Here is a 21,166-nt window from a genome sequence, read left to right on the forward strand (position 1 = left end):
ATGTTGTATTTTTGAACCATAACTTATAAAAGTATGAGTGCTATTTATATATTGCTGAGTATCAGTATAGTAGTGGCTATTGGCTTTTTTATTGCTTTTGTTTTGGCAGTAAGAAGCGGCCAATTTGATGATGATTACACCCCATCTGTCCGCATGTTATTTGAAGACGAGCTCGTTAAAGAAAATCAGAAACAAACTATTAAAACCAAAAAGATTAATTAAAGATTATGGAAGTACAACAATTCTATTACGATAACAAAGTCGTTAAAAATTTCCTCTACGCTACTATATTTTGGGGGGTTGTAGGTATGATAGTAGGCTTACTTTTAGCTTTTCTGTTTTTATTTCCAAACTTAACTGACGGTATTTCCTGGTTGAGTTTTGGTAGATTAAGACCATTACACACAAATGCTGTTATTTTTGCCTTCGTTGGGAACGCCATTTTTGCTGGTGTATATTATTCCACTCAACGTCTTTTAAAGGCCAGAATGTATAGCGATGTATTGAGCAAAATCAATTTTTGGGGTTGGCAACTTATTATTGTTGCTGCCGCTATTACTTTGCCTTTAGGTTTTTCATCCTCTAAAGAATATGCTGAATTAGAGTGGCCTATTGATATTGCAATTGCTATAGTTTGGGTTGTTTTTGGTGCCAACTTAATTGGAACTATGATTAAAAGAAGACAACGTCACTTGTACGTTGCCATTTGGTTCTATATTGCAACTTTTGTAACGGTTGCTGTTCTACATATTTTTAACAGTTTAGCAGTACCTGTTAGTGCATTCAAGAGTTATTCAGTTTATGCAGGTGTTCAGGATGCATTAGTGCAATGGTGGTATGGTCATAATGCAGTTGCATTTTTTCTAACGACACCATTTTTAGGTTTAATGTATTACTTTGTTCCTAAAGCAGCTAACAGACCAGTTTACTCCTACCGTTTATCTATTATTCACTTCTGGTCATTGATTTTTATATATATCTGGGCGGGACCTCACCACTTATTATATACAGCACTTCCTGAATGGGCACAAAATTTAGGTGTTGCATTCTCTGTCATGTTATTATTACCGTCTTGGGGTGGTATGATTAATGGATTATTAACGCTTCGAGGTGCTTGGGATAAAGTACGTACAGATCCTGTTTTAAAATTTATGGTTGTAGCTATTACTGGTTACGGTATGGCAACTTTTGAAGGTCCTATGCTTTCATTAAAAAACGTAAACGCTATTGGTCACTTTACGGATTGGATTATTGCTCACGTGCACGTAGGAGCATTAGCTTGGAACGGATTCTTGGCATTCGGTATGATCTATTGGTTAATACCACGTTTATTTAAAACCAAATTATATTCGATTGGATTAGCAAACTTCCACTTCTGGGTTGGTACTTTAGGTATTATTATGTATGCTTTACCATTATATGTTGCTGGTTTTACACAAGCAAGTATGTGGAAGCAATTTAATCCAGATGGTACATTAGTTTACGGTAACTTTTTAGAAACTGTTACGGAAATCATGCCAATGTATTGGATGCGTGCTATTGGTGGAACTTTATACTTAACAGGTATGTTGGTTTTAGTTTATAACGTTATCTTAACAGTTAAAAACGGTAGCAAAGTTACCGATGAATTAGCTGAAGCTGCAGCATTACCAAATGTATCAAAAAGTCGTGTTGGTGGCGAAGGCTGGCACTCATGGTTGGAAAGAAAGCCAATCAAGTTGACTATTTATGCAACAATTGCTATCTTAATAGGTGGTATTGTTCAAATTGTACCAACTATTATGGTGAAATCAAATATACCAACCATTAGTAGTGTAAAACCTTATACAGCTCTTGAATTAGAAGGACGAGATTTATATATACGTGAAGGTTGTGTTGGTTGTCACTCACAAATGGTAAGACCGTTTAGGAGTGAAGTAGAACGCTATGGTGATTATTCTAAAGCTGGTGAATTTGTATACGATCATCCTTTCTTATGGGGATCTAAACGTACTGGTCCTGATTTACACCGTATAGGAGGTAAATATTCGGACAACTGGCACTTTAATCACATGTACGATCCGCAGAGCACGTCTTCAGGTTCAATAATGCCATCTTATAAATGGATGATAAAAGATGAACTAGACAAATCGAATACCGTAACTAAACTGGAAGCTATGGTAACACTAGGTGTTCCGTATACTGAAGAAGACATTGCAAATGCCCAAGCTGATATGCTAGCTCAAGGTACTCAAATTGAAAAGAACCTATATAACGATCCTGATTTTGCCTCTAGTTATGAAGCAGATAAAGCTGCAGGTGGTGAAGACTTCGTAGAAATGCGTAATCGTGAAATCGTGGCGATTATTGCCTACTTACAGCGACTAGGAACTGATATAAATGTAAAAGATTTAGAAGAATAATCTAAAAATAAAAAATCATGTTAAAGTATATAAAAAATCACATGGATAGTATTGCGGGAATTGAGATATACCCTATTATCTCCTTGCTTATATTTTTCATCTTTTTTGTGGGCTTATTTTATTGGGTAATTACCGCAAAAAAAGATTACATAAATACTGTAAGTAATATACCATTAGATCTAGATAACAACCAAAACCAAGAGGAACTATGAAAAAATCTATCCCAGGCTGGGTGAGGATACCCATTCTATTTTTTATAATCGCTATACTGGCAGAAATATTCATTGAAACTGATGGCCAACCAGCTTTTGTTGAGAAACCTTTAGTTTTGTTGTTTTTAGTATTTGTATTAGTATTATTGATGGGGATTGAAGCTATTGTTAGCTCTTTGGATAATATTTTATACCAGAGTCTCGATGAAGAAGCTAAAGCACGTTATAACACTAAAAAAACTAAAACATCAAAACTTGTTACGTGGTTTGAAAATTTATACACCAAATCTTTAGGATCAAAACCTATGGAAGAGGAGCATGAAATAATTTTAGATCATAATTATGATGGTATTCGCGAATTGGATAACGATTTACCGCCGTGGTGGATTTACAGTTTCTATGCTTCTATTGTTTTTGCTGCTGTTTATTTAATTAGATACCATGTTTTTGATGCGGATAATCAATATGACGAACTAAAATCAGAATATGCGCAAGCTGCCATAGATATCGAAGAGTATAAAAGAAACGCTAAAGATTTAGTGGATATCAACACCGTCGAAATACTAACAAGCGTAGCGGACTTAAAAGCTGGAAAATCAATTTATGAAGCTAACTGTGTAGCTTGTCATATGGCTGATGGTGGCGGAGGTATTGGACCAAACCTAACAGACAACCACTGGATTTTAGGTGGTGGTATTAAAAATGTATTTAAAACTGTAGCTGAGGGTGGTAGAGCTGGTAAAGGAATGATTGCTTGGAAGCAAAGTTTAAAACCTGCTGAAATGGCACAAGTTTCCAGTTATGTCTTAACTTTTGTTGGTACAACTGCTGCTAACCCAAAGGATGCTGAAGGCGATATTTGGGTAGATGAAAATGCTTCAATAGAGGAAACTTCAACGCAAGACGTGCCCACTGAAGAAGGTTCGATTGAGTTAGATTCCAATAAAGAAGAAATTCCGGTAGAGAGTGCTGATACTAGTTCTAAACCTGTAGTTTCTTTAGAAGATTAGTTAAAAACATTTAAATAAAGCATTGTGGAGACTCCAGAAAACGAATCGTTTAGAGATACAATTGGCACGCTAGATGACCAAGGTAAGCGCGCATGGGTATATCCTAAAAAACCAAGTGGTAGATACTACGATTGGCGTAAAATAGTTAGCTACGTATTATTAGCTTTTCTATTTGCAGCACCATTTATAAAAATCAATGGTAATCAGTTCTTAATGTTTAACATTTTGGAACGCCGATTTAATATTTTTGGATTACCGTTTTGGCCACAAGATTTCTACTTGTTTGTCCTCTCCATGCTAATAGGCGTTATTTTTATTGCTTTATTTACGGTTGGTTTTGGACGTATATTTTGTGGATGGATTTGTCCACAAACCATATTTATGGAAATGGTTTTTCGCCGTATTGAATATTGGATTGATGGCGACAGAAATAAACAACGTAAATTAGATAAGCAACCTTGGAATGCCGAGAAAATAAGAAAACGTTTACTAAAATGGTTTATATTTTTAATCATTTCCTTTTTAATTGCAAACGTATTTTTGGCCTACTTAATAGGTAGTGACAAACTTATTAGTCATATTCTGGATGGCCCAACCGAACACATGGGAACCTTACTACCGCTTTTAATATTTACTGGTGTTTTCTATTTTGTTTTTGCTTGGTTTAGAGAGCAAGTTTGTATTATTGCTTGTCCTTATGGTCGTTTGCAAGGCGTTCTTTTGGATAATAAATCAATCGTTGTAGCTTACGATCACAAGCGTGGAGAGGCTGAAAACGGTCGTAAATCATTCCGTAAAAATGAAGATCGCGAAGCACTAGGCCATGGAGACTGTATTGATTGTTTACAATGTGTGCACGTCTGCCCTACTGGTATCGATATTCGTAACGGAACACAATTAGAATGTGTTAACTGTACAGCATGTATTGACGAGTGCGATCATATCATGGAAAGTATTAATCTTCCTAAAGGATTAATACGTTATGCGAGTGAAGATGAAATTGAGAAGAAAGAAAAGTTCAAATGGACACCAAGATTAAAAGGTTATTTAGCTGTTTTATTCATTCTTTTCGGTGTTTTATCAGGAATGTTATTACTTCGAAATGATGTTGAAGCTAATATTTTAAGATTACCTGGTCAGTTATACGAACATAAAGAGGGCACTATTATAAGTAATGTTTTCACCTATAAATTAGTGAATAAAACCACTAACGAAATTGAGAACATTCACTTTAAATTAAGAAAATTTGAAGGTACGATAAAAGTCGTATCCAATTCGGAAAGATTTAATGTACCGGCACAAGGTTTAACACAAGGTACATTATTCATCGAAATTGATCAAAATGCATTAAGTGGTGATAAAAACAAATTAATGATTGAAGTTTATAGCAACGATGAGCTGATTGAAACTGAAACCGTTAACTTTTTAGGTCCACGGAGTTATAATTAAAATTAGAGCATATAACTATTAAATAAATGACCGGTTTACGGAAACTATTATGAAAATGAATTGGGGAACTGGTATGGTTCTGGCATTAGTAGGTTTTATAGCCTTTATCATGTTTTTTGTGATAAAAATGAACATTGATAAAAAGTATGAGTTTGATTTAGTAACTGAAGATTATTATGAGCAGGAATTAAAGGTTCAAGGTAATATGGAGAAAGAACAAAAAGGTAATAGTTTAACGCAAAATATACGTTACAAACAAACTACCGAAGGAATTCTTATTACTTTTCCCGACTCTTTAAACGTTTCAGAGATTACAGGAAAAGTTTTCCTTTACCGACCATCTGATAAACAATTTGATTTTGAAACGCCTATTTCGTTGTCAGATCAAAATATGCTTATCCCAGACAGCCGATTACTTGGTGGGCGCTGGAATCTAATTATAGATTGGGAATATGATGGCAACGATTACCGCTTTAAAAGAGAAATAAGATACTAGCATGCTTTGGTCTGCACTTATATTGGGTTTACTAGGCAGTTTTCACTGCGTTGGTATGTGTGGTCCTATAGCATTTATGCTGCCGGTAGACAGATCTAACTCTACTCGTAAAATAACCCAAATTGGGTTGTATCATTTTGGTCGTGTATTGGCTTATAGTATCATTGGATTGATTTTTGGACTGATTGGAAAAAGTCTCTACATTTTTGGATTGCAACAACAACTTTCTATTATTATAGGTGTTTTAATGATTGTCGTTATTCTGATTCCTTCTAAAACCTTTAATAAATACAACTTTTCAAAACCACTTTATAAAGTTATATCCAAAATAAAATCTGGTTTAGGCGCAGCGCTTAAAAAAAAGACAGCTGATACATTTTTAACCATTGGTTTTCTTAACGGATTTTTACCGTGTGGATTGGTCTACATGGCAGTATTTGGATCTTTAGCAAGTGCAAATGCTCTTGAAGGAGCACTCTATATGACACTATTTGGTATTGGAACTATTCCATTAATGACAACTGCTATTTATTTAGGGAAATTTCTAAACGCGACTATTAAGCAACGTATTCAGAAAGCCATTCCAATTTTTGTTGTTATTATTGGCCTGTTATTCATTGTTCGTGGGTTAGGATTAGGCATTCCATACCTGTCCCCTGCTCCAGTAGTCGAAATGGTTTCTGGTGAAATTAATTGCGATTAAATTTAATCTTCAGTTATCATCCTTAAAGTTCTTTCATTATTCTGTTTTCTAACCAATACGCTAGTAATATAGAACACCGGCATAAAGTGAACCATTGCGTGTACTCCTACCTCCCATTAATGATATACACTATACCTATAATTTTGAAGTCGGACTAACAAACTAAATAGGCCTAAAGAAATAATACTCATATATTACTTGTTTTGAGGTGGAAAATGGTCTTATATACAATTTATATTAATGGATACTTCACATACGATTTCGGTGTGGCTGAAGCTTATTATATTATAATAAAATATGTATTAAGATAAGAGATAATTAAAAGCGATTCTGAAAAATTCCTTCTTTTGCTTTAAGAAAATAGTTTTACATAAAAAAGCTCCCAATTAGTATTGAAAGCTCTCTTTTTTAATAAATCTGAATTTACATTTCCTTAAAACACATAAGATACATTCATATAAAAATTTCTACCCTGGCGTGGTATGTTATTCCAATCGGCATAAGTTGAATATTCGGCATCTAATATATTTTCAATACCATATTTGAATATTATTCTATTGCTATTCCAGTGGATAATATTTCCTAAATTCAAATTCAATACGGCATATTCTGCGGTATTATCTTCACCATAAAAGCTGCTGTAACGACTTTGATTGCCGTTACCTTCCAATTGTAAAGCGGCATTAAATTTTGTCGTGTAATAAGCAACTTCTGCTACATATGAAAATGGTTTTATTAGCGGTAAATTCTCACCATTACTTCCCGATCCATAATTATAGCCAACGGTTGCATTTAATGATAATTTTTCTGTAAAATCATAACTTGAATTTATATAAACATCAAAAATAGAAGCATTTGATAAAGCTTTATAAATCCGAACACCATTAGCACCGATAGTCATCGCGCTTAAAGTTGGATCTATTTCACCAATTATATAATCCATGATGTAGAAATAAGACGCCTCTACGCCTATTTTAAAACGGTTTTGGTAGTAGTTAGTCTTAATATTAGCCTCTAAAGATTTCTCGTTATTTAAAGTAGGATTCCCTATATAATCATAATTATCAAAACTATTGAATAAGAAAAATCCGTAACCTTCACTTACAGAAGGCGCGCGTTCACCATAACCAACACCAAAACTAGCATCGTATGATTTTGTTTTAAATTGATAATCAGTAGCAAAACTCTTTAAAAAGCGATTTTTACTATCTGTTAATTCTGGATAAAAAATTTGAAGACTCTCCAATCCTACTTGATCACCAATAGTATTATTATGAAAACCCAATCGCGTAGAAACGTTAAGGGTTTCTTTATCACTAATAGTAATAGCATCCTTAACAAAAAGACCTGAATATAAGGTTCTAATATCTGGCCATGTGTACATAAACATAACAGATTCATTTGGATCGTTTGGATACATGGTCATTTCTGCTATTGATCGGTTATAAAATCCATTTAAATTGAATAACAAACGATGATTTTTCTCTTCCAATCCCACTTTAGAATAAAAACCATAGGTATCACTCCAACCTGGCATGTCCATACGAATTGGTACATCTGGACGTTTAGAATCGTCCATAATATGCGTAACCGTATTGAAATAAAGCTTTGATTCCCAAGATTTAATAAACGTTGAATCGTTTTTATAGGTATGCGTTAAAGAAGTAATTAAAGCTTCAGCAAGCGATACATCCATAGGTAATGCTGGATAACCAACATCCGTAGCTTTGTCATAAATAAGATTGGCATCCATAGAGTGATTATCACTTAACTTATAACCAGCTTGAAACGACAAATTGTACTTTTCGAATTGAGAATACAGAACTTCTTTATTATTTCCTGCATCATAATTATCGGATTTCCGGTAAATACCATCGGCATTCATATAAAATTTATTACCAGAATAGGCGACATCTAAACCTGCTGTTCGGTAGTTTCCGTTGGTTTCGTAACCTAAATCGGCACTTGTTTTAAATCCGTTGTCGTAATATTTAGATCGTGGTAACCGCAAATCTATTCCACCACCAATACTATGGCCATTTTCCGTTCCTTCTTGGCCAGAACCAATACTTACTTTTTCTAAATTAGAAACATCAACATAAGATGTTATGGGATCCATTTTATCGGTACAGGCACCAAAAATTTGCATACCGTCAATAGTAACATTTAAGCGTTCGCTTGTCATGTTATTCATAGTCGGTTCCCAGGCATAATTACCGCGCTTAATCATGGTAATTTTGTTAGATTTCTCTAAATAATCGTCAATACTAGATAAGGTTTTTTCTTGGCGGTATTTACTTAATTTTCGCTGCCCAATTAATATTACTTCTTGGAGTTGCGTGGTATCTTTTTCAATCGTTACATCGGTTTCTTGTGCATAAGTTAATGCACTAAACAGTAAGATTAAAATGTATATTATATACTTTTTCATAGCAGATAGTGTTTTATAAAGTCTGCAGATAGCTTACACGAAGCAAACTATCTGTAGACTTTTCTGATAATAATATAATTAAAACTCTAACTCGAGGTATAAACTGCTCTGAATATTGTCTGTAGTAACCTGTTCACCTTTAAGAAGCAGACCTTCACTATCTAATAATTGTAGATTTAATACCCAGTACCCCGACATGGTTAATGATAAATTGGCATGATATAAATTATCCGCTGAATTGTATGTCAAATTGGTATTGTTTGGCGAACTATGATTTCCCATTCCTGGCATTCTTGGGTCTAATTTCAAAGCGAAATTTTCAACTATAGGAAAAGACATCATATTTTCCATTTGATAAAGTCCCACGACCAATTCATTGTTCCCAATATTTGGGTCATTCGGTTTTACCATGGCAACTACATAACGTTTGCTATCGCTCCCCGTAAAACTAGCTACATTTTGCTTATCACTTTGTGAAACGGTAATTTCCTCTGAAACGGAATAATCCACCTCATCAATCGCATAATTAACGGTTAAAGTCCAACCTGAACCATCTTCATTAGTCATTTGGTAAATAATATTCCCCTTATAAACGGTATCCTTACCTATCGTTTTAGTTGGGTTCGTTTTAGGACAAGAATGTTGCATAGTTGGCATTTGCATTACTGGCATCCAGTTAATAGTGGCGTTTTCAACATAGGTATTACTTGCATTATCTTTTATACGCAGACTTATAGTGTTATACCCGGTATAAAAGCGTCCAGATGTATTGTACAATTCTATTGTATGGGTGTCATTAGTAAGTTCTTCAACTATTGTAAGTCCTTCCACTTCGTTAGTAACTGAATCTATTTCATCCGTATCGTCTGTTGAACAAGAGGTTGCGAATAAAGCGATAAAAAGTACTGGTAATATATATTTAAGTTTCATTTTTCTGTTTTTTAAGTTATAAATTGGGTAGCATTTACCAAAACAGACTGTTTTTATTAGCTGTTTTTATAATTAATAAATGCTGAATTACGCATGCAGTTATCCATTCTACCCCACATATAATTGAAGTAGAATTCAAAATAAAACAATCGCGTTAAAATGAGAAAATTAACTTAAATCTGGTGGAGGTGTTTCCACAAACAATACTTGCCTATGAAGTTTTGGTGTATAAGAATAAATAGAAATAGTAGAGCGATCACCTGATAGAGGTTGTTCCAAAATCCTATTAACATCTGAAACAAAGAAAACATCTAAAGAATGACGTTTAACGATATTTTGAATGGGGGAATTCCCCTCGGTTCCGGTTTCATTTTTAGCTAATTCAGTTTTTAATTGACATTTTCCATTACACCCTTGCTGATCGTCTTTTTGAATACAAAGTGTTTTTGCAATGAAATCTTGATTCATAACAAAATCACTAACAATAACCAAGGTATTAATATTGTGCGCCAAAAGAATAATGGTAAGCACGTAAGCGGTTATGATATGTGATATGGTTTTAATCATTAAACAAATTTAAGCATTGAAGAGCGATATAAACATGACACTAATCAGGTTTTATAAATTAAAGTGATTAAAATAAGCTTGAATTAATTCTTTTAAATTATCGTGAGCTACATCAGCTAATTTAGGATTATTGGTTTCTCGTAACACGCTAATTTCATCAAGCATTGGCACTAAAACAACATGCAATTGATCATGCGGTTCACCAGTCATGGTACAATTTTTAATTACATAACTAGTTTGTTTTGAGAGTTTATCTCCCAATTCCTTATAGTTTGTAGAACTTTCTAAATCGAATTTCTTAATAATAGCTTCCATGTTTTTCACGCCTTCATGCGTTTCTGGATTTACAAGCCATTTATCGCCTCTATTAAGGTTTAATTGCAAAGTATCTGCAACTGATATCTTTTGAACAGTTTCCAAACTATCAGTTGCTTTAGGTTCGTTTTTGCAACTCGTAAAAAGTGCTGCACAGATTAGTACTAGGAAAAGTGATGATTTCATAACTAAAAATCTTTTCTCTTGGATTTATATACAATACGTAATACAGGTAAAACTATCCATAACGTTAATGCTGCAAAAGATACTATCAACCCGAAATTGGTTCCAAAAAACTGCTTGAATACGGCACCAGTATAGCCTAATAAAGCCGAAATATCTAGCTTAAGTAAAATAAGCGTTCTAGACAAATCTATTGGGTTTAGCATAGTTCCAAATAAGGATAGTTTATCTAAGGGATAATCTTCAAAAAACAATAAAGACATCAAAAATAAACCATCATAAATAACCGCTAGAAACAGCCACATTAAAATAGCATATCCAAATCCTTTAATTCTGTTCTCATTAGATATCGCAATATTAAAGGCTAAAGCTGTAAAAATTAGTGTTAGAAAAACCCCGGTAATAAGCAATAAACTAAAATCCCAAATGGCATTAGACATAAATAAGCCATAAAATATAAATGGAATACCCAGCCCCAATATTAAACTCATAGAAAGCGAGATGGCTACACCTAAATACTGACCCAGAAAAATGGATGATCGTTTTAAAGGTTGCGCTAATAAGAGTTCTGTAAACTCTTTAGAACTGTAATAGTACATGACGCCAAAAATAGTTCCTATTAAAGGTACCAAAACAATAATAACATTCATGAGTGTAATGACTGCTTTGGATAGATCGTTGTTTAAAAACAACAACACAACACCTAGTAATAAGTAAAATGCAAAATACACGTAACTCCAACGGCTGCGCATGAGGTCGTAAAAACTATATTTTAATATTTTAAGCATGATTGTCTGTTAATATGGATGCGATGGCATGTTCGAAATCCGGTTGTTTAGTTTTGTCTTTAAGTTCGCTAATACTTCCTTTAAAGTAAATTTTACCTTCTAAAAGAAATACAATTTCATCTGAAATCTCTTCTACAAAACTCATAATATGTGAGGTAACTAATATGGTTTTGCCTTTAGCTTTTTCGGCTTGGATTAATTTCTTTAAGCGTAATAAAGAAATGGGATCTAATCCTGATGTTGGCTCGTCAAGTATAACCAAAGGACTATCAAACATAAAGGTTAATACCAAGTTTACCTTTTGTTTAGTACCTCCAGAAAGTTGACCTAATTTTTTATCTAAAAAAGGCTCTAATTTGAAAAGACTAATTAACTCTTGATCCTTGATAGTCTTACCACGTAGATCTTTAATCATCGTAATTAATTCCTTTACTTTTAAATTACTGGGAAAATTAGCAATTTGAGGTAAATAATCTATTTTATGTCTGTAATTGGAGCCGCTCTTCACGTTTTCTCCCAACACGGAAATTGTGCCTTTATTTGGAATAACCATGCCTAACAAACATTTTATAAGTGTTGTTTTTCCAGATCCATTTGGTCCTAATACTGCAAAAATCCCACCTTCTCCAATTTTCAAATCGAGACCACTTAAGACCTCGTTTTTTCCAAATTTTTTATGTAAATCTTTAATTTCTATCATGTTCTATTCGTTTCATTCTTGGATTATCATCCATTAAATCGTCTGGGGTAAACACTGGGGAAACTTTTTCCGAAAAATCTATCAGATCAATAAATAGACTTCGTAATAAAATTATGGTCTCCGGGGTTCTATTTACTATATAAGAGAAAAGTTTTACAGGTCGGTATGGGACATCGCCAATGCCGTCTTTGTCTAAATCGTATCCGGTATAATTACTCCAAAAATTATTATTAAATTTATTATCGTTAATTCTTCCGTTGTAAGAAATGTCGAAGGAATTATATAAAAAGTTATTGTCGACAATATGATTTTCGTAGCAAGCACCTTTTACTCTAATGGCATAACCATTACTTGTAAAATCATTATTACTATAAACTAAACGGTTACTACCTTCCACTGTTATCCCCACAGTATTCTCAATAAAAATGTTGTTTTTAAGGTTGGCGTCGTTAACTTCTTTTAATAGTAATCCGTATGCTGCGGATCCCCAGTTTTTCTTAATAACATTGTTTTTCACCTCCATAAACTTTGAAAACATCAGCGCTATTCCTGCTCCATTGGTTTCAAATACATTATTATTAACCGTATTATTATTACTGAACATAAAATGAAGACCATATCGCACGTTGTTTACACTAAAATTATCAGTGATGGTTATATTATCAGAGAATTCAAGATAAATACCATCACGAACTTTACGGACATCATTTCCACGAACTTCCACATTTTTACAATACCATAAGTGAATGGCATTCCCAGAAGTGAATTCCGTTACCGCTTCTCCTTTAACTTTATTATTCAATACTTTCCCATTATTGGATTTTTGCAAATAAATTCCGAAAAAAAGTTTTTCCAACTCCAAGTTTTGAATAATAAAACCCTTACTATTTACAATCCTTACGGCTGCATAATCGGTGGTATAGCTGACGCCCACATTTATTATTTTAAAGCCATCAAGCGTTACATTATCCGCTTCAATGGTAATAATCTCCCCTTTTGCTTCGCCATCTATAGTTGGTAGCCCCTCGCCTATAAGTGTAATGCTTTTATCAATTTTTAAATTGGCCTCTTTATAAATCCCTTTTTTAACCAAAATGGTATCACCTTCTGAAGCTTGTTGTATCGCTTCCTGGATTGTTTTAATGGGGCAAGAGGCGCAAACAGTTATGGTATTTGACCATGCACTTGGAATGGACATTAACGCCGTTAAAAAGAAGAGTATGTAGTGTTGTTTTTTCAAAATAAAGTCAAAATTTATAAATATGAAGTCCTTTTTTTAAGTGATGTTAAAAAGTTGAAGATACAGATTATAATAGCGTTTCAAGAATTGAAGTTTATAAAACCGAACCCTTCAAAAAACCGAATAAATGCGAATTTAATAAAAAAACTTCAGCAGTTTTCAAACGTTAAGAATCATTCAAAAACTACCGAAGCTATTTTATTATTTTATAACCAGATGCTTCTGAATTTCCTCCCAAGAGTATGTGTCACCCGTAAATTCTTCTTGAGCTTTATTTCCAGCTTCTTCATTTGAAAAAGCAGAGAGGTTTGCTCCCATTGGGCTTTGTAACTTTTTGCTAACCAAAAAAGTAGCTTTTGTTGCATTAATTAACTCACCAGGCTTATGGAAATCTGCTACTAAATAGTGTGCTATTTCGGTATCCTTAAACTCATCCTGTAAGGCATGAACCATACACTCAATAGCATCGTATTTATAAGCTTTCCCCTTTGAGGTTACTAATTGCGAAGCATGTTGCCTATCTACAATCGTCATATCGCAGTAATGACAGCCATCTTGCCCATAATTTATAGGCTGCGGTTCGACTTTGCAAGCCGTTAATAATAGACATATAGTAGCTAGAAAAAGAAACTGTTTCATCTGTTTAAATTTTAATGTTTGTTAATAGATTTTCAATTTTATTATGAAAACTCTATAGCATCAACTTTACGTTGAATCTTATTATTTAACTCTTTTTAAAGTTGCTTTTCTGCCTATCCAGAAAGCTACAAGTGTTAAAGCCATACCAACAAATAGAAGATAACCGCCTAAATGTGGCCAGGAGTCAACATCAAAGTTAAGAAGTTTTTTATAACCAATTAAAGGTGGTTTATAACTCATCGGTGAACCATCGGGCATTGTTACTTTAATAATAGCGTGCGGATCTAAATTGCCGCCATAATCGGTTAACCAGTTATTAAAATCATACATTCCAGCAACACCAAGAACAGACATTAATAAAAACCATCCTAGAAAAAATTTATAGTTTAATTTTTCGAAAAAGCCTAAAAATCCAATCAGAACCCCCAAAACAGCCATTCCTAGAATAACCTTTGGAAACACTGAAAACTCCCACATTTCTTCTGGTTTCGGAATCGTTTTCATCCCAATATAGTGGTTTAAACCATCTATGTTTTGTAAATCAAATTCTTTCACGCCTTGAATACCATCAATATATATATTCATCCCTAACGGATCCGGATATTGCGGCGCTCCCAACATGATGTTCCAAAGAGGAAATTTAAAAAGTCCTAATAATAATAAAGAACCTATCACCATGATAATACCAGCCTTTTTCATAATTGTAATGTTTTGAGTTTATTTCAGGTAGTAATGTTTAAAAAAAAGAAAGGCGAGAGCGAAACTACTGCTCTCGCCTTATTAGGAAAATAAACACTAAAACAAAATTCTCCTATTCTTTACTTTTATTCGCCTAGAGACCAAGATAATTCGATGTCCGAATCAGCTGGAGATACACGAACATAACCTTGCATTTCTTGGTGTAATGCTGAACAGAAATCTGTACAGTAAAACGGCCATACACCTACTTGTTTTGGTTCCCATGTTAATGTTCTAGTTTGACCTGGACCTATTAACAACTCGGCATTGTTCGCACCAATCACAGCAAATCCGTGTGGTACATCAAAATCTTGTTCCAAGTTTGTTACGTGGAAGAATACTTTATCTCCTACTTTTACACCTTCAATATTATCAGGGTTAAAGTGACTACGAATCATGGTCATGTACACATGCACATTTTTACCTTCACGAACTACTTTTGTTTCAGCACCAGTAGTTGCTTTTCGTGGATGCTCGTTTTCAGCTAACTTATAGAATTTTTTAGAATTACCTTTAATTATCTCTGCTGGAATAGCGGCAGCGTAATGCGGCTCACCATGCGTTGGGAAATCTAACAATAATTCCATTTTATCCCCTGAAATATCATATAACTGCGCTGAATGCTCCATTTCAGGACCTACTGGCAAATAACGGTCTTTTGTAATTTTGTTCATAGCGAACATATATTTACCGAAAGGCTTTCTCGAGTTTCCTCCAGGAATTGTTAAGTGACCTACTGAATAGTATGTTGGTTTTCTGTCTAATACTTCCCAAGTGCCTAATTTCCATTTCACAACTTCTGAAGAAATAAAGAACGTCGTATATCCATTTCCTTGTCCATCAAACTCTGTATGTAAAGGTCCTAATCCCGCTTGCTCTACAGAACCAGCTAATATATCCTCAAAATTTAAAATTGGAATGCCATAAGCCTCGCCATCAAATCTCTCCTTTTCAATAGCATCTAGCATTTTTGTAAATGAATGCACTGTTAAGTTAGCTGATAACTTACCATTACCTACAATATACTCTCCAGATGGATCTACATCAACACCATGAGGTGATTTTGGCGTTGGTAAGAAATATACAGCGCCAGGAACTTCCGATGGGTTTACCACACGAACTTCCTTTTTCATAGTCGAAGTTCCAGTATGTGTAGCCTCATCATATAAGTTATGTGCATAATTTGCTGGCATCATAGTTCCACCACCATTATTTACATATTCTTCAATTTTTTTCCAGTTTATAGCTGCAATAAAATCTTTATCGTTTTGAGATGCATTAACCTCTAATAGACTGTTTGCTTCCTCTGTATTATATGTTGTAAAAAAGAACCAACCATGAGATTTTCCACGTCCAGGGTGCGATAAATCGTAGTTAAAACCTGGCATTAATACTTGAAATTTTATATCCATATGACCATGATCTGGGTCAACAGAAATAAACGACAACGCCCCTTTAAAGTTTCCTTTGTATTCATTAATAGGCATATCACGTTGCGGTACTGGAACAGAAAAACGTGTTCCTGCTACTACATACTCGGTATTTTCAGTAATAAAAGATGAACTGTGGTTACCAGCACTGTTTGGAACTTCAATTATTTCTTCAGTCTCAAAAGTCGTTAAACTAATTCTGGCAATACGCGGCGTATTGTTTCCATTAATAAAAATCCAACGACCATCTAATTCTCCGTTAGTTTGTGAAATATCTGGGTGATGCGAATCATCCCAAGGAATAAAACCATAAGAAGTTTCTAACATCGGTTTGGTTTCTTCTGAATACCCATAACCATTGGTTGGGAATTGAGAAAATACTGGAATCTCTTTAAACATACGTCCAGAAGGTAAACCGTAAACTAAAAGGTTACCACTATATCCTCCAGAAAGAAAAGCATAATGCGAATCGTGCTCGCCAGGAGCTATGTATACTTTTTCAGCTATACTAGATCCTAATGCACCTTTGCTTGACGAAGAGTTATTGCAGCTTGTAAAAGCAAGCGCAGCAACCATCAATCCTATTGATAATTTGAATTTGTTTTTCATTATTTGTTTTGTTTTAAGTGTTTTATTTTGTTGGAGGTAATAATACTTTATCAATTACATGTACAATACCATTACCAGCAGGAATACTTGCTAATATTTTGGCGCCTCCAATCATTGGTTCACCGTCAATAACCTCAATTTGAACATCTTGATTATTTGCTTGACCCAGTTTTTTAAATTTGGTTAAAAACTCTTTTGAATAATTACCAGGCGTTACATGATACTTTAAAATATCTGCTAAATCATCTTTGTTTTCGGGCTTCAACAAATCTTCAACAGTTCCTTCTGGTAGCGCTGCAAAAGCTTCATTAGTTGGTGCAAACACCATTAATGGTCCTGCATTTACTAGAACATTTTCCAACTGGGCAGCTTGAACAGCAGCTACTAAAGTTGTGTGATCTGGTGAGCCAATAGCTATATCCAATACCGATGGTGCACTACCATCGTCTTCAATAAAAGCTTGACCGGTACGCTCGGTGGTTTCTGCTGATTTGTCAGCTTCCACGACTGTGGCTTCTTTGGTTTCATTTTTACAGCCTAAAAAAAGTGATAAGCAAAAGGCTGCAAGCATTAGTTTTTTAATTGGTTTCATAGTTTGGTTATTACAAAGTTCTGAAGTACTCTAAAACCGCTCTGGCTTCAACTTCAGTAAGGTTTTGATTAGCCATTGGCGATCCGTTAAACTCCATTAACAACTCTTTAGCTAAAGGATCTTCTTTCACCATTTGTTCTGGGTTTAAAATCATATTCATAACCCATTCTGGTGTTCTACGCTCCAAAATACCTGTTGGCGCTGGTCCAATAAACTTCTTGTCAGTTCTGTGACAAGCTGTACACATTTTTGAAAACACCTCTTCTCCTTTGATAACCATAGCTTGATCAATATTGGCGTCCAATGTTAAAGATTTAATTGGACCAACCCCTTTATTGGTTAAGTCCACTTGTTTAGAAGGTGGTAATGCTTCCTCCTTTTTAGTAGTTGTTTCCGTTTTCGGTTCTTTTTTGTCATAAGAAAAAGTTTCCTTTTTCTTTTCCTCTTTTCCGCCACAGCTTATTAAAGCCATTGCGAATAATACTGTCATTAGTTTTAGTGATTTTCTCATGTTATATTTAATTTTATACATCAAAGATATAACTTAACGTTATGTTAAAATATGACAAAAATCATATTCTAATACATTCCGGATAATTTTATCCTATTTATAACTTCAATGCGATTAATTTTGAAATAATATACAAAAAAAAGAATCAAACTCAAAGCCTGACTCTTTCTCTTAGCAACAAAATAAATTTGCTATAAAAAATACTATATTTTAAAAGTCATAACTGGCAATGTTGAATGGTTTGCCACATCTTCAGAAATACTTCCTTCAAAGAAATGCGCTAGTCCCTTTCTACCATGTGTTGCCATAGCAATTAGATCTGCTCCTATAAGATTCGCAAAGTTTGAAATCCCTTGTTCAACGGTATAATCACTTACATAGCTAACTTTAGAAAGCCCCTCCAAGTCACCATCTGCTTGTTTCAAAAACGAAACTACTTTCCCTTCCATTTCGGCAGTGTTTCTAAACTTTTCGCCTGGTAAGTTTATATAAATCAAATGCATATCCGCTTTTAAACCGGCACACATTTTTTTAGCATCACGATAAGCTACAACGGCTTCTTCAGAAAAATCTGAAGCAAAAATAACCGTGTCAAACTCTGTTAAAATAGGATTATGCTTAATTACAAGTACAGGTGTATCTGAATATCGAACAACCTTCTCTGTATTAGAACCCACAAAATACTCTTTAAAACCACTGGTTCCTTGAGAACCCATAATTATTAAATCCACACTATGCTCTTTAGCAACATCGTTAACTTCACTAAAAACCTTATAATGCTTAACTATGGGTGTTATTTTAACACCTTCCAAATATGGCTTGTCTAAAAACTCTGAAAATTTCTTTTTTGCAAGTTCAAATAGAAATACGGTTTCCATTTGCGCGTTTTTATCACTTCTACTTAAAACCGCATCCGACAATTCTAACATGTGCAATGCTAATATTTCCGCATCATTATTTTTAGCCAAAATAGCAGCTGTTTCTAGAGCATATTCAGAATATTCAGAGAAATCTATAGGAACAATTATTTTTTTCATGATTTGATAATTTTTTATTAAATATATTTGATTAATAACTTATTTGATACTTACTGTTTTTAAAATTAAACTGTCATTGAAAACAATTGAGATTCTGGCTGTTTTCGTTGCAATAACAAGTCGAATGCCATGCAAACATTACGAACATAAGGTTTGCCTGCTTCTGTAACTCTAATAGACGATTCTTCAATTTTAATCAATCCATCATCTTCCAGCTCTTGTAATTGTAATAAAACATCTGGTAATTCTTTAAAATTATTAGACGTTTCCGTCCAAGACGTTTGAAAGTGGCACATTAAATTTAAAATATGTCTTCTAATAATTAAATCTTCTTCAAGTAAAATATGTCCTTTAAAAACAGGAATTTCATCAGCATCTAAACGTTTATAATAATCTTCTAGTTTCTTTTCATTTTGAGCAAAACCATACCAACTATCACTAATTGATGAAACGCCTAAACCTATCATCATTTGAGTTTTACTGGCAGTATAACCCATAAAATTTCGATGCAGTGCTTTTGTTTCCGTCGCTTTATATAAACTATCGGTCTTTAAGGCGAAATGATCCATACCAATTTCTACAAAACCACATGCTGCCAATTCAGCTTTACCTAATTCATATTGCTTGCGCTTACTTTCGGCCGATGGTAAATCGCTATCCTTAAAACCACGTTGTCCATTTCCTTTAATCCACGGCACATGCGCATAACTATAAAATGCCAGACGATCTGGCATCAGTTCTTTTGTTTTCCTAATGGTTTCGGCCACATGATCTTCAGTTTGAAATGGCAGACCAAAAATAATATCATGACTCACGGATGTATAACCAACTTCCCGCGCTTGCTCCGTAACACGTTTAACGTTTTCAAAAGGTTGAATACGGTGAATAGCTTTCTGTACAGTTTCATTATAATCTTGAACACCAAAGCTCACTCTGCGAAACCCTAAATTATAAAGCGTTTCTAAATGTGCTTTAGTTGTGTTATTGGGGTGCCCCTCAAAACTAAATTCATGATTTTCGGCTTTATCAGCTATGGAAAAAATACCATTTATAAGACTTTCTAGGTTTTTAGGTGAGAAAAAAGTTGGTGTTCCTCCACCCAAATGTAACTCTCTAATAAAAGGCTTACTCCCTAATACATCCACATAAAGTTGCCATTCTTTTAAAATATATTTTATGTAAGGAGACTCAACTTCATGACGTGTTGTAATACGCTTATTACAGCCACAAAAGGTACATAAACTTTCGCAAAATGGTAAATGAAGATATAAACTAATACCTTCACTTTCATTACTTTCCTTAAATGAACGCTTTAAACCCGACTCCCATTTTTGTACAGTAAATGATGCGTCGTCCCAATACGGCACGGTTGGATAACTAGTATATCTAGGACCAGCTACATTGTATTTATTAATTAATAAATTTGTCATAATTAAGTAATTATAATACAAAACTACTATCTATTTGTCATTCAAAATATGATAATTATCATACAATAATGGTCTATTCCTTCATTTTTTGTGAAATTATATGTAACTTTCGAATAAACAATTAAACAAAAATATCTAATGAGAAAATTAACTCTTTTAGCACTTGTAGCAACGTTCACGTTTGCCACAAGTTGTAAAAATGATAAAAAAGAAAACGCTGAAAAAGAAGTTATTACCGAGGTTGAAGAAGTAGTAACAGAAAAGGCAGTCGTTAAAAAAATTACAGCTGAATTACATGCAAAAAGCGGTAGTAATGTAACTGGAAACGTCGTATTTAAAGAAGAAAATGGTACTGTATCTATGACAGCTGTTTTAAGTGGTTTAGAGCCTGGAAAACACGCCATCCACTTACACGAAACAGCTGATTGCTCATCAGACGATGGTACGTCATCTGGAGGACACTGGAATCCAACTAGCGAACCACATGGGAAATGGGGAGATGCTGCTGGATACCACAAAGGAGATATTGGTAACCTAGAGGCAGATGAAAAAGGAAATGCAACTATTACTTTTAGTACGGACCAATGGTGTATTGGATGTGGCGATCCTGCTAAAGATATTGTAGGAAAAGCCGTTATTGTACACAAAGGTATAGACGATTTCAAAACACAACCTACAGGAGATGCTGGTGCGCGCGTTAGTTGTGCTGGTGTTATTGAATAATTTTTTTACTTCAAAAAATAATAAAAAAAAG

At 34.1% G+C, this 21,166-nt stretch carries 22 protein-coding genes; 8 read left to right on the forward strand and 14 right to left on the reverse strand.

The features are described 5' to 3' along the window. Nucleotides 1-33: 33 nt before the first annotated feature. The 7 genes from ccoS to BZARG_RS05560 are packed head-to-tail and all read left to right on the forward strand — an operon-like array spanning nt 34 to nt 6,272. A complete protein-coding gene (gene ccoS / locus BZARG_RS05530; protein WP_008636246.1) occupies nt 34-222 on the forward strand; it encodes a cbb3-type cytochrome oxidase assembly protein CcoS in 189 nt (62 codons plus the stop codon). A gap of 5 nt (nt 223-227) precedes the next feature. Continuing rightward, a complete protein-coding gene (gene ccoN / locus BZARG_RS05535) occupies nt 228-2,402 on the forward strand; it encodes a cytochrome-c oxidase, cbb3-type subunit I (RefSeq protein ID WP_008636166.1) in 2,175 nt (724 codons plus the stop codon). 17 nt (nt 2,403-2,419) lie between these two features. Then, nucleotides 2,420-2,614, forward strand: coding sequence for a cytochrome c oxidase subunit IV (locus BZARG_RS15990; RefSeq protein ID WP_040288048.1), 195 nt, complete (start codon nt 2,420-2,422; stop codon nt 2,612-2,614). After that, nucleotides 2,611-3,624 carry a cbb3-type cytochrome c oxidase N-terminal domain-containing protein gene (locus BZARG_RS05545; protein ID WP_008636076.1) on the forward strand — a complete coding sequence of 338 codons (1,014 nt, stop codon included), beginning with the start codon at nt 2,611-2,613 and terminating at the stop codon, nt 3,622-3,624. The genes BZARG_RS15990 and BZARG_RS05545 overlap by 4 nt, the downstream gene beginning before the upstream one ends. A 24-nt stretch (nt 3,625-3,648) precedes the next feature. After that, entirely contained in the window at nt 3,649-5,073 is a 1,425-nt protein-coding gene (gene ccoG / locus BZARG_RS05550) for a cytochrome c oxidase accessory protein CcoG (RefSeq protein ID WP_008636116.1), read from the forward strand. A gap of 49 nt (nt 5,074-5,122) precedes the next feature. After that, the gene (locus tag BZARG_RS05555; RefSeq protein WP_008636117.1) at nt 5,123-5,569 is read left to right on the forward strand and encodes a FixH family protein; all 447 of its coding nucleotides are present in this window, start codon (nt 5,123-5,125) and stop codon (nt 5,567-5,569) included. Between the two features lies 1 nt (nt 5,570). Further along, the gene (locus tag BZARG_RS05560; protein WP_040288049.1) at nt 5,571-6,272 is read left to right on the forward strand and encodes a sulfite exporter TauE/SafE family protein; all 702 of its coding nucleotides are present in this window, start codon (nt 5,571-5,573) and stop codon (nt 6,270-6,272) included. Between the two features lie 433 nt (nt 6,273-6,705). On the opposite strand, the gene BZARG_RS05565 is transcribed toward BZARG_RS05560, so the two are convergent. The 14 genes from BZARG_RS05565 to hemN form a co-directional block, all read right to left on the reverse strand. Further along, nucleotides 6,706-8,703 carry a TonB-dependent receptor plug domain-containing protein gene (locus tag BZARG_RS05565; protein ID WP_008636078.1) on the reverse strand — a complete coding sequence of 666 codons (1,998 nt, stop codon included), beginning with the start codon at nt 8,701-8,703 and terminating at the stop codon, nt 6,706-6,708. Nucleotides 8,704-8,781: 78 nt separating this feature from the next. After that, nucleotides 8,782-9,633: a hypothetical protein gene (locus BZARG_RS05570; protein WP_008636245.1), complete on the reverse strand. Its 852-nt coding sequence runs from the start codon at nt 9,631-9,633 to the stop codon at nt 8,782-8,784. 168 nt (nt 9,634-9,801) lie between these two features. Further along, entirely contained in the window at nt 9,802-10,200 is a 399-nt protein-coding gene (locus BZARG_RS05575; RefSeq protein ID WP_008636083.1) for a hypothetical protein, read from the reverse strand. Nucleotides 10,201-10,251: 51 nt separating this feature from the next. Further along, nucleotides 10,252-10,701: a hypothetical protein gene (locus tag BZARG_RS05580; RefSeq protein ID WP_008636212.1), complete on the reverse strand. Its 450-nt coding sequence runs from the start codon at nt 10,699-10,701 to the stop codon at nt 10,252-10,254. Nucleotides 10,702-10,703: 2 nt separating this feature from the next. Continuing rightward, nucleotides 10,704-11,486 carry an ABC transporter permease gene (locus BZARG_RS05585; protein ID WP_008636124.1) on the reverse strand — a complete coding sequence of 261 codons (783 nt, stop codon included), beginning with the start codon at nt 11,484-11,486 and terminating at the stop codon, nt 10,704-10,706. Further along, entirely contained in the window at nt 11,479-12,186 is a 708-nt protein-coding gene (locus BZARG_RS05590) for an ABC transporter ATP-binding protein (protein ID WP_008636148.1), read from the reverse strand. The genes BZARG_RS05585 and BZARG_RS05590 overlap by 8 nt, the downstream gene beginning before the upstream one ends. Further along, a complete protein-coding gene (locus tag BZARG_RS05595) occupies nt 12,173-13,384 on the reverse strand; it encodes a nitrous oxide reductase family maturation protein NosD (RefSeq protein WP_008636186.1) in 1,212 nt (403 codons plus the stop codon). Before BZARG_RS05595 ends, BZARG_RS05590 begins: the two co-directional genes overlap by 14 nt. 243 nt (nt 13,385-13,627) lie before the next feature. Beyond that, nucleotides 13,628-14,065 (reverse strand): nitrous oxide reductase accessory protein NosL, encoded by a 438-nt coding sequence (locus BZARG_RS05600; protein WP_008636150.1) that lies wholly within the window; start codon nt 14,063-14,065, stop codon nt 13,628-13,630. Nucleotides 14,066-14,146: 81 nt separating this feature from the next. Then, on the reverse strand, nt 14,147-14,764 hold the full coding sequence (locus tag BZARG_RS05605) for a hypothetical protein (protein ID WP_008636115.1): 618 nt from the start codon (nt 14,762-14,764) through the stop codon (nt 14,147-14,149). 125 nt (nt 14,765-14,889) lie between these two features. After that, nucleotides 14,890-16,842 carry a Sec-dependent nitrous-oxide reductase gene (gene nosZ / locus BZARG_RS05610; RefSeq protein WP_008636199.1) on the reverse strand — a complete coding sequence of 651 codons (1,953 nt, stop codon included), beginning with the start codon at nt 16,840-16,842 and terminating at the stop codon, nt 14,890-14,892. Between the two features lie 22 nt (nt 16,843-16,864). Beyond that, nucleotides 16,865-17,434 (reverse strand): fasciclin domain-containing protein, encoded by a 570-nt coding sequence (locus BZARG_RS05615; protein ID WP_008636074.1) that lies wholly within the window; start codon nt 17,432-17,434, stop codon nt 16,865-16,867. Nucleotides 17,435-17,444: 10 nt separating this feature from the next. After that, nucleotides 17,445-17,945, reverse strand: coding sequence for a c-type cytochrome (locus tag BZARG_RS05620; protein WP_040288059.1), 501 nt, complete (start codon nt 17,943-17,945; stop codon nt 17,445-17,447). 203 nt (nt 17,946-18,148) lie between these two features. Beyond that, entirely contained in the window at nt 18,149-18,982 is an 834-nt protein-coding gene (locus BZARG_RS05625) for a universal stress protein (protein ID WP_008636092.1), read from the reverse strand. A 65-nt stretch (nt 18,983-19,047) separates the two neighbouring features. Then, entirely contained in the window at nt 19,048-20,412 is a 1,365-nt protein-coding gene (gene hemN / locus BZARG_RS05630) for an oxygen-independent coproporphyrinogen III oxidase (protein WP_008636256.1), read from the reverse strand. A gap of 138 nt (nt 20,413-20,550) precedes the next feature. Between hemN and BZARG_RS05635 the strand changes: the two genes are divergently transcribed. After that, on the forward strand, nt 20,551-21,135 hold the full coding sequence (locus BZARG_RS05635) for a superoxide dismutase family protein (protein WP_008636139.1): 585 nt from the start codon (nt 20,551-20,553) through the stop codon (nt 21,133-21,135). The last annotated feature ends 31 nt before the right edge of the window (nt 21,136-21,166 follow it).

Source organism: Bizionia argentinensis JUB59 (assembly GCF_000224335.1).
Classification (GTDB): Bacteria; Bacteroidota; Bacteroidia; order Flavobacteriales; family Flavobacteriaceae; genus Algorimicrobium; species Algorimicrobium argentinense.

What these genes read in the sequence shown, in the direction of transcription:
- BZARG_RS05585 (WP_008636124.1), bottom strand. Translation starts at nt 11,486, where the DNA reads ATGCTTAAAATATTAAAATATAGTTTTTACGACCTCATGCGCAGCCGT.
- ccoN (WP_008636166.1), top strand. Translation starts at nt 228, where the DNA reads ATGGAAGTACAACAATTCTATTACGATAACAAAGTCGTTAAAAATTTC.
- BZARG_RS05615 (WP_008636074.1), bottom strand. Translation starts at nt 17,434, where the DNA reads ATGAAACCAATTAAAAAACTAATGCTTGCAGCCTTTTGCTTATCACTT.
- nosZ (WP_008636199.1), bottom strand. Translation starts at nt 16,842, where the DNA reads ATGAAAAACAAATTCAAATTATCAATAGGATTGATGGTTGCTGCGCTT.
- BZARG_RS05580 (WP_008636212.1), bottom strand. Translation starts at nt 10,701, where the DNA reads ATGAAATCATCACTTTTCCTAGTACTAATCTGTGCAGCACTTTTTACG.
- ccoS (WP_008636246.1), top strand. Translation starts at nt 34, where the DNA reads ATGAGTGCTATTTATATATTGCTGAGTATCAGTATAGTAGTGGCTATT.
- BZARG_RS05625 (WP_008636092.1), bottom strand. Translation starts at nt 18,982, where the DNA reads ATGAAAAAAATAATTGTTCCTATAGATTTCTCTGAATATTCTGAATAT.
- BZARG_RS05565 (WP_008636078.1), bottom strand. Translation starts at nt 8,703, where the DNA reads ATGAAAAAGTATATAATATACATTTTAATCTTACTGTTTAGTGCATTA.
- BZARG_RS05600 (WP_008636150.1), bottom strand. Translation starts at nt 14,065, where the DNA reads ATGAAACAGTTTCTTTTTCTAGCTACTATATGTCTATTATTAACGGCT.
- BZARG_RS05605 (WP_008636115.1), bottom strand. Translation starts at nt 14,764, where the DNA reads ATGAAAAAGGCTGGTATTATCATGGTGATAGGTTCTTTATTATTATTA.
- BZARG_RS05620 (WP_040288059.1), bottom strand. Translation starts at nt 17,945, where the DNA reads ATGAGAAAATCACTAAAACTAATGACAGTATTATTCGCAATGGCTTTA.
- BZARG_RS05545 (WP_008636076.1), top strand. Translation starts at nt 2,611, where the DNA reads ATGAAAAAATCTATCCCAGGCTGGGTGAGGATACCCATTCTATTTTTT.
- BZARG_RS05555 (WP_008636117.1), top strand. Translation starts at nt 5,123, where the DNA reads ATGAAAATGAATTGGGGAACTGGTATGGTTCTGGCATTAGTAGGTTTT.
- BZARG_RS15990 (WP_040288048.1), top strand. Translation starts at nt 2,420, where the DNA reads ATGTTAAAGTATATAAAAAATCACATGGATAGTATTGCGGGAATTGAG.
- BZARG_RS05590 (WP_008636148.1), bottom strand. Translation starts at nt 12,186, where the DNA reads ATGATAGAAATTAAAGATTTACATAAAAAATTTGGAAAAAACGAGGTC.
- BZARG_RS05570 (WP_008636245.1), bottom strand. Translation starts at nt 9,633, where the DNA reads ATGAAACTTAAATATATATTACCAGTACTTTTTATCGCTTTATTCGCA.
- BZARG_RS05635 (WP_008636139.1), top strand. Translation starts at nt 20,551, where the DNA reads ATGAGAAAATTAACTCTTTTAGCACTTGTAGCAACGTTCACGTTTGCC.
- hemN (WP_008636256.1), bottom strand. Translation starts at nt 20,412, where the DNA reads ATGACAAATTTATTAATTAATAAATACAATGTAGCTGGTCCTAGATAT.
- BZARG_RS05560 (WP_040288049.1), top strand. Translation starts at nt 5,571, where the DNA reads ATGCTTTGGTCTGCACTTATATTGGGTTTACTAGGCAGTTTTCACTGC.
- BZARG_RS05575 (WP_008636083.1), bottom strand. Translation starts at nt 10,200, where the DNA reads ATGATTAAAACCATATCACATATCATAACCGCTTACGTGCTTACCATT.
- BZARG_RS05595 (WP_008636186.1), bottom strand. Translation starts at nt 13,384, where the DNA reads ATGTCCATTCCAAGTGCATGGTCAAATACCATAACTGTTTGCGCCTCT.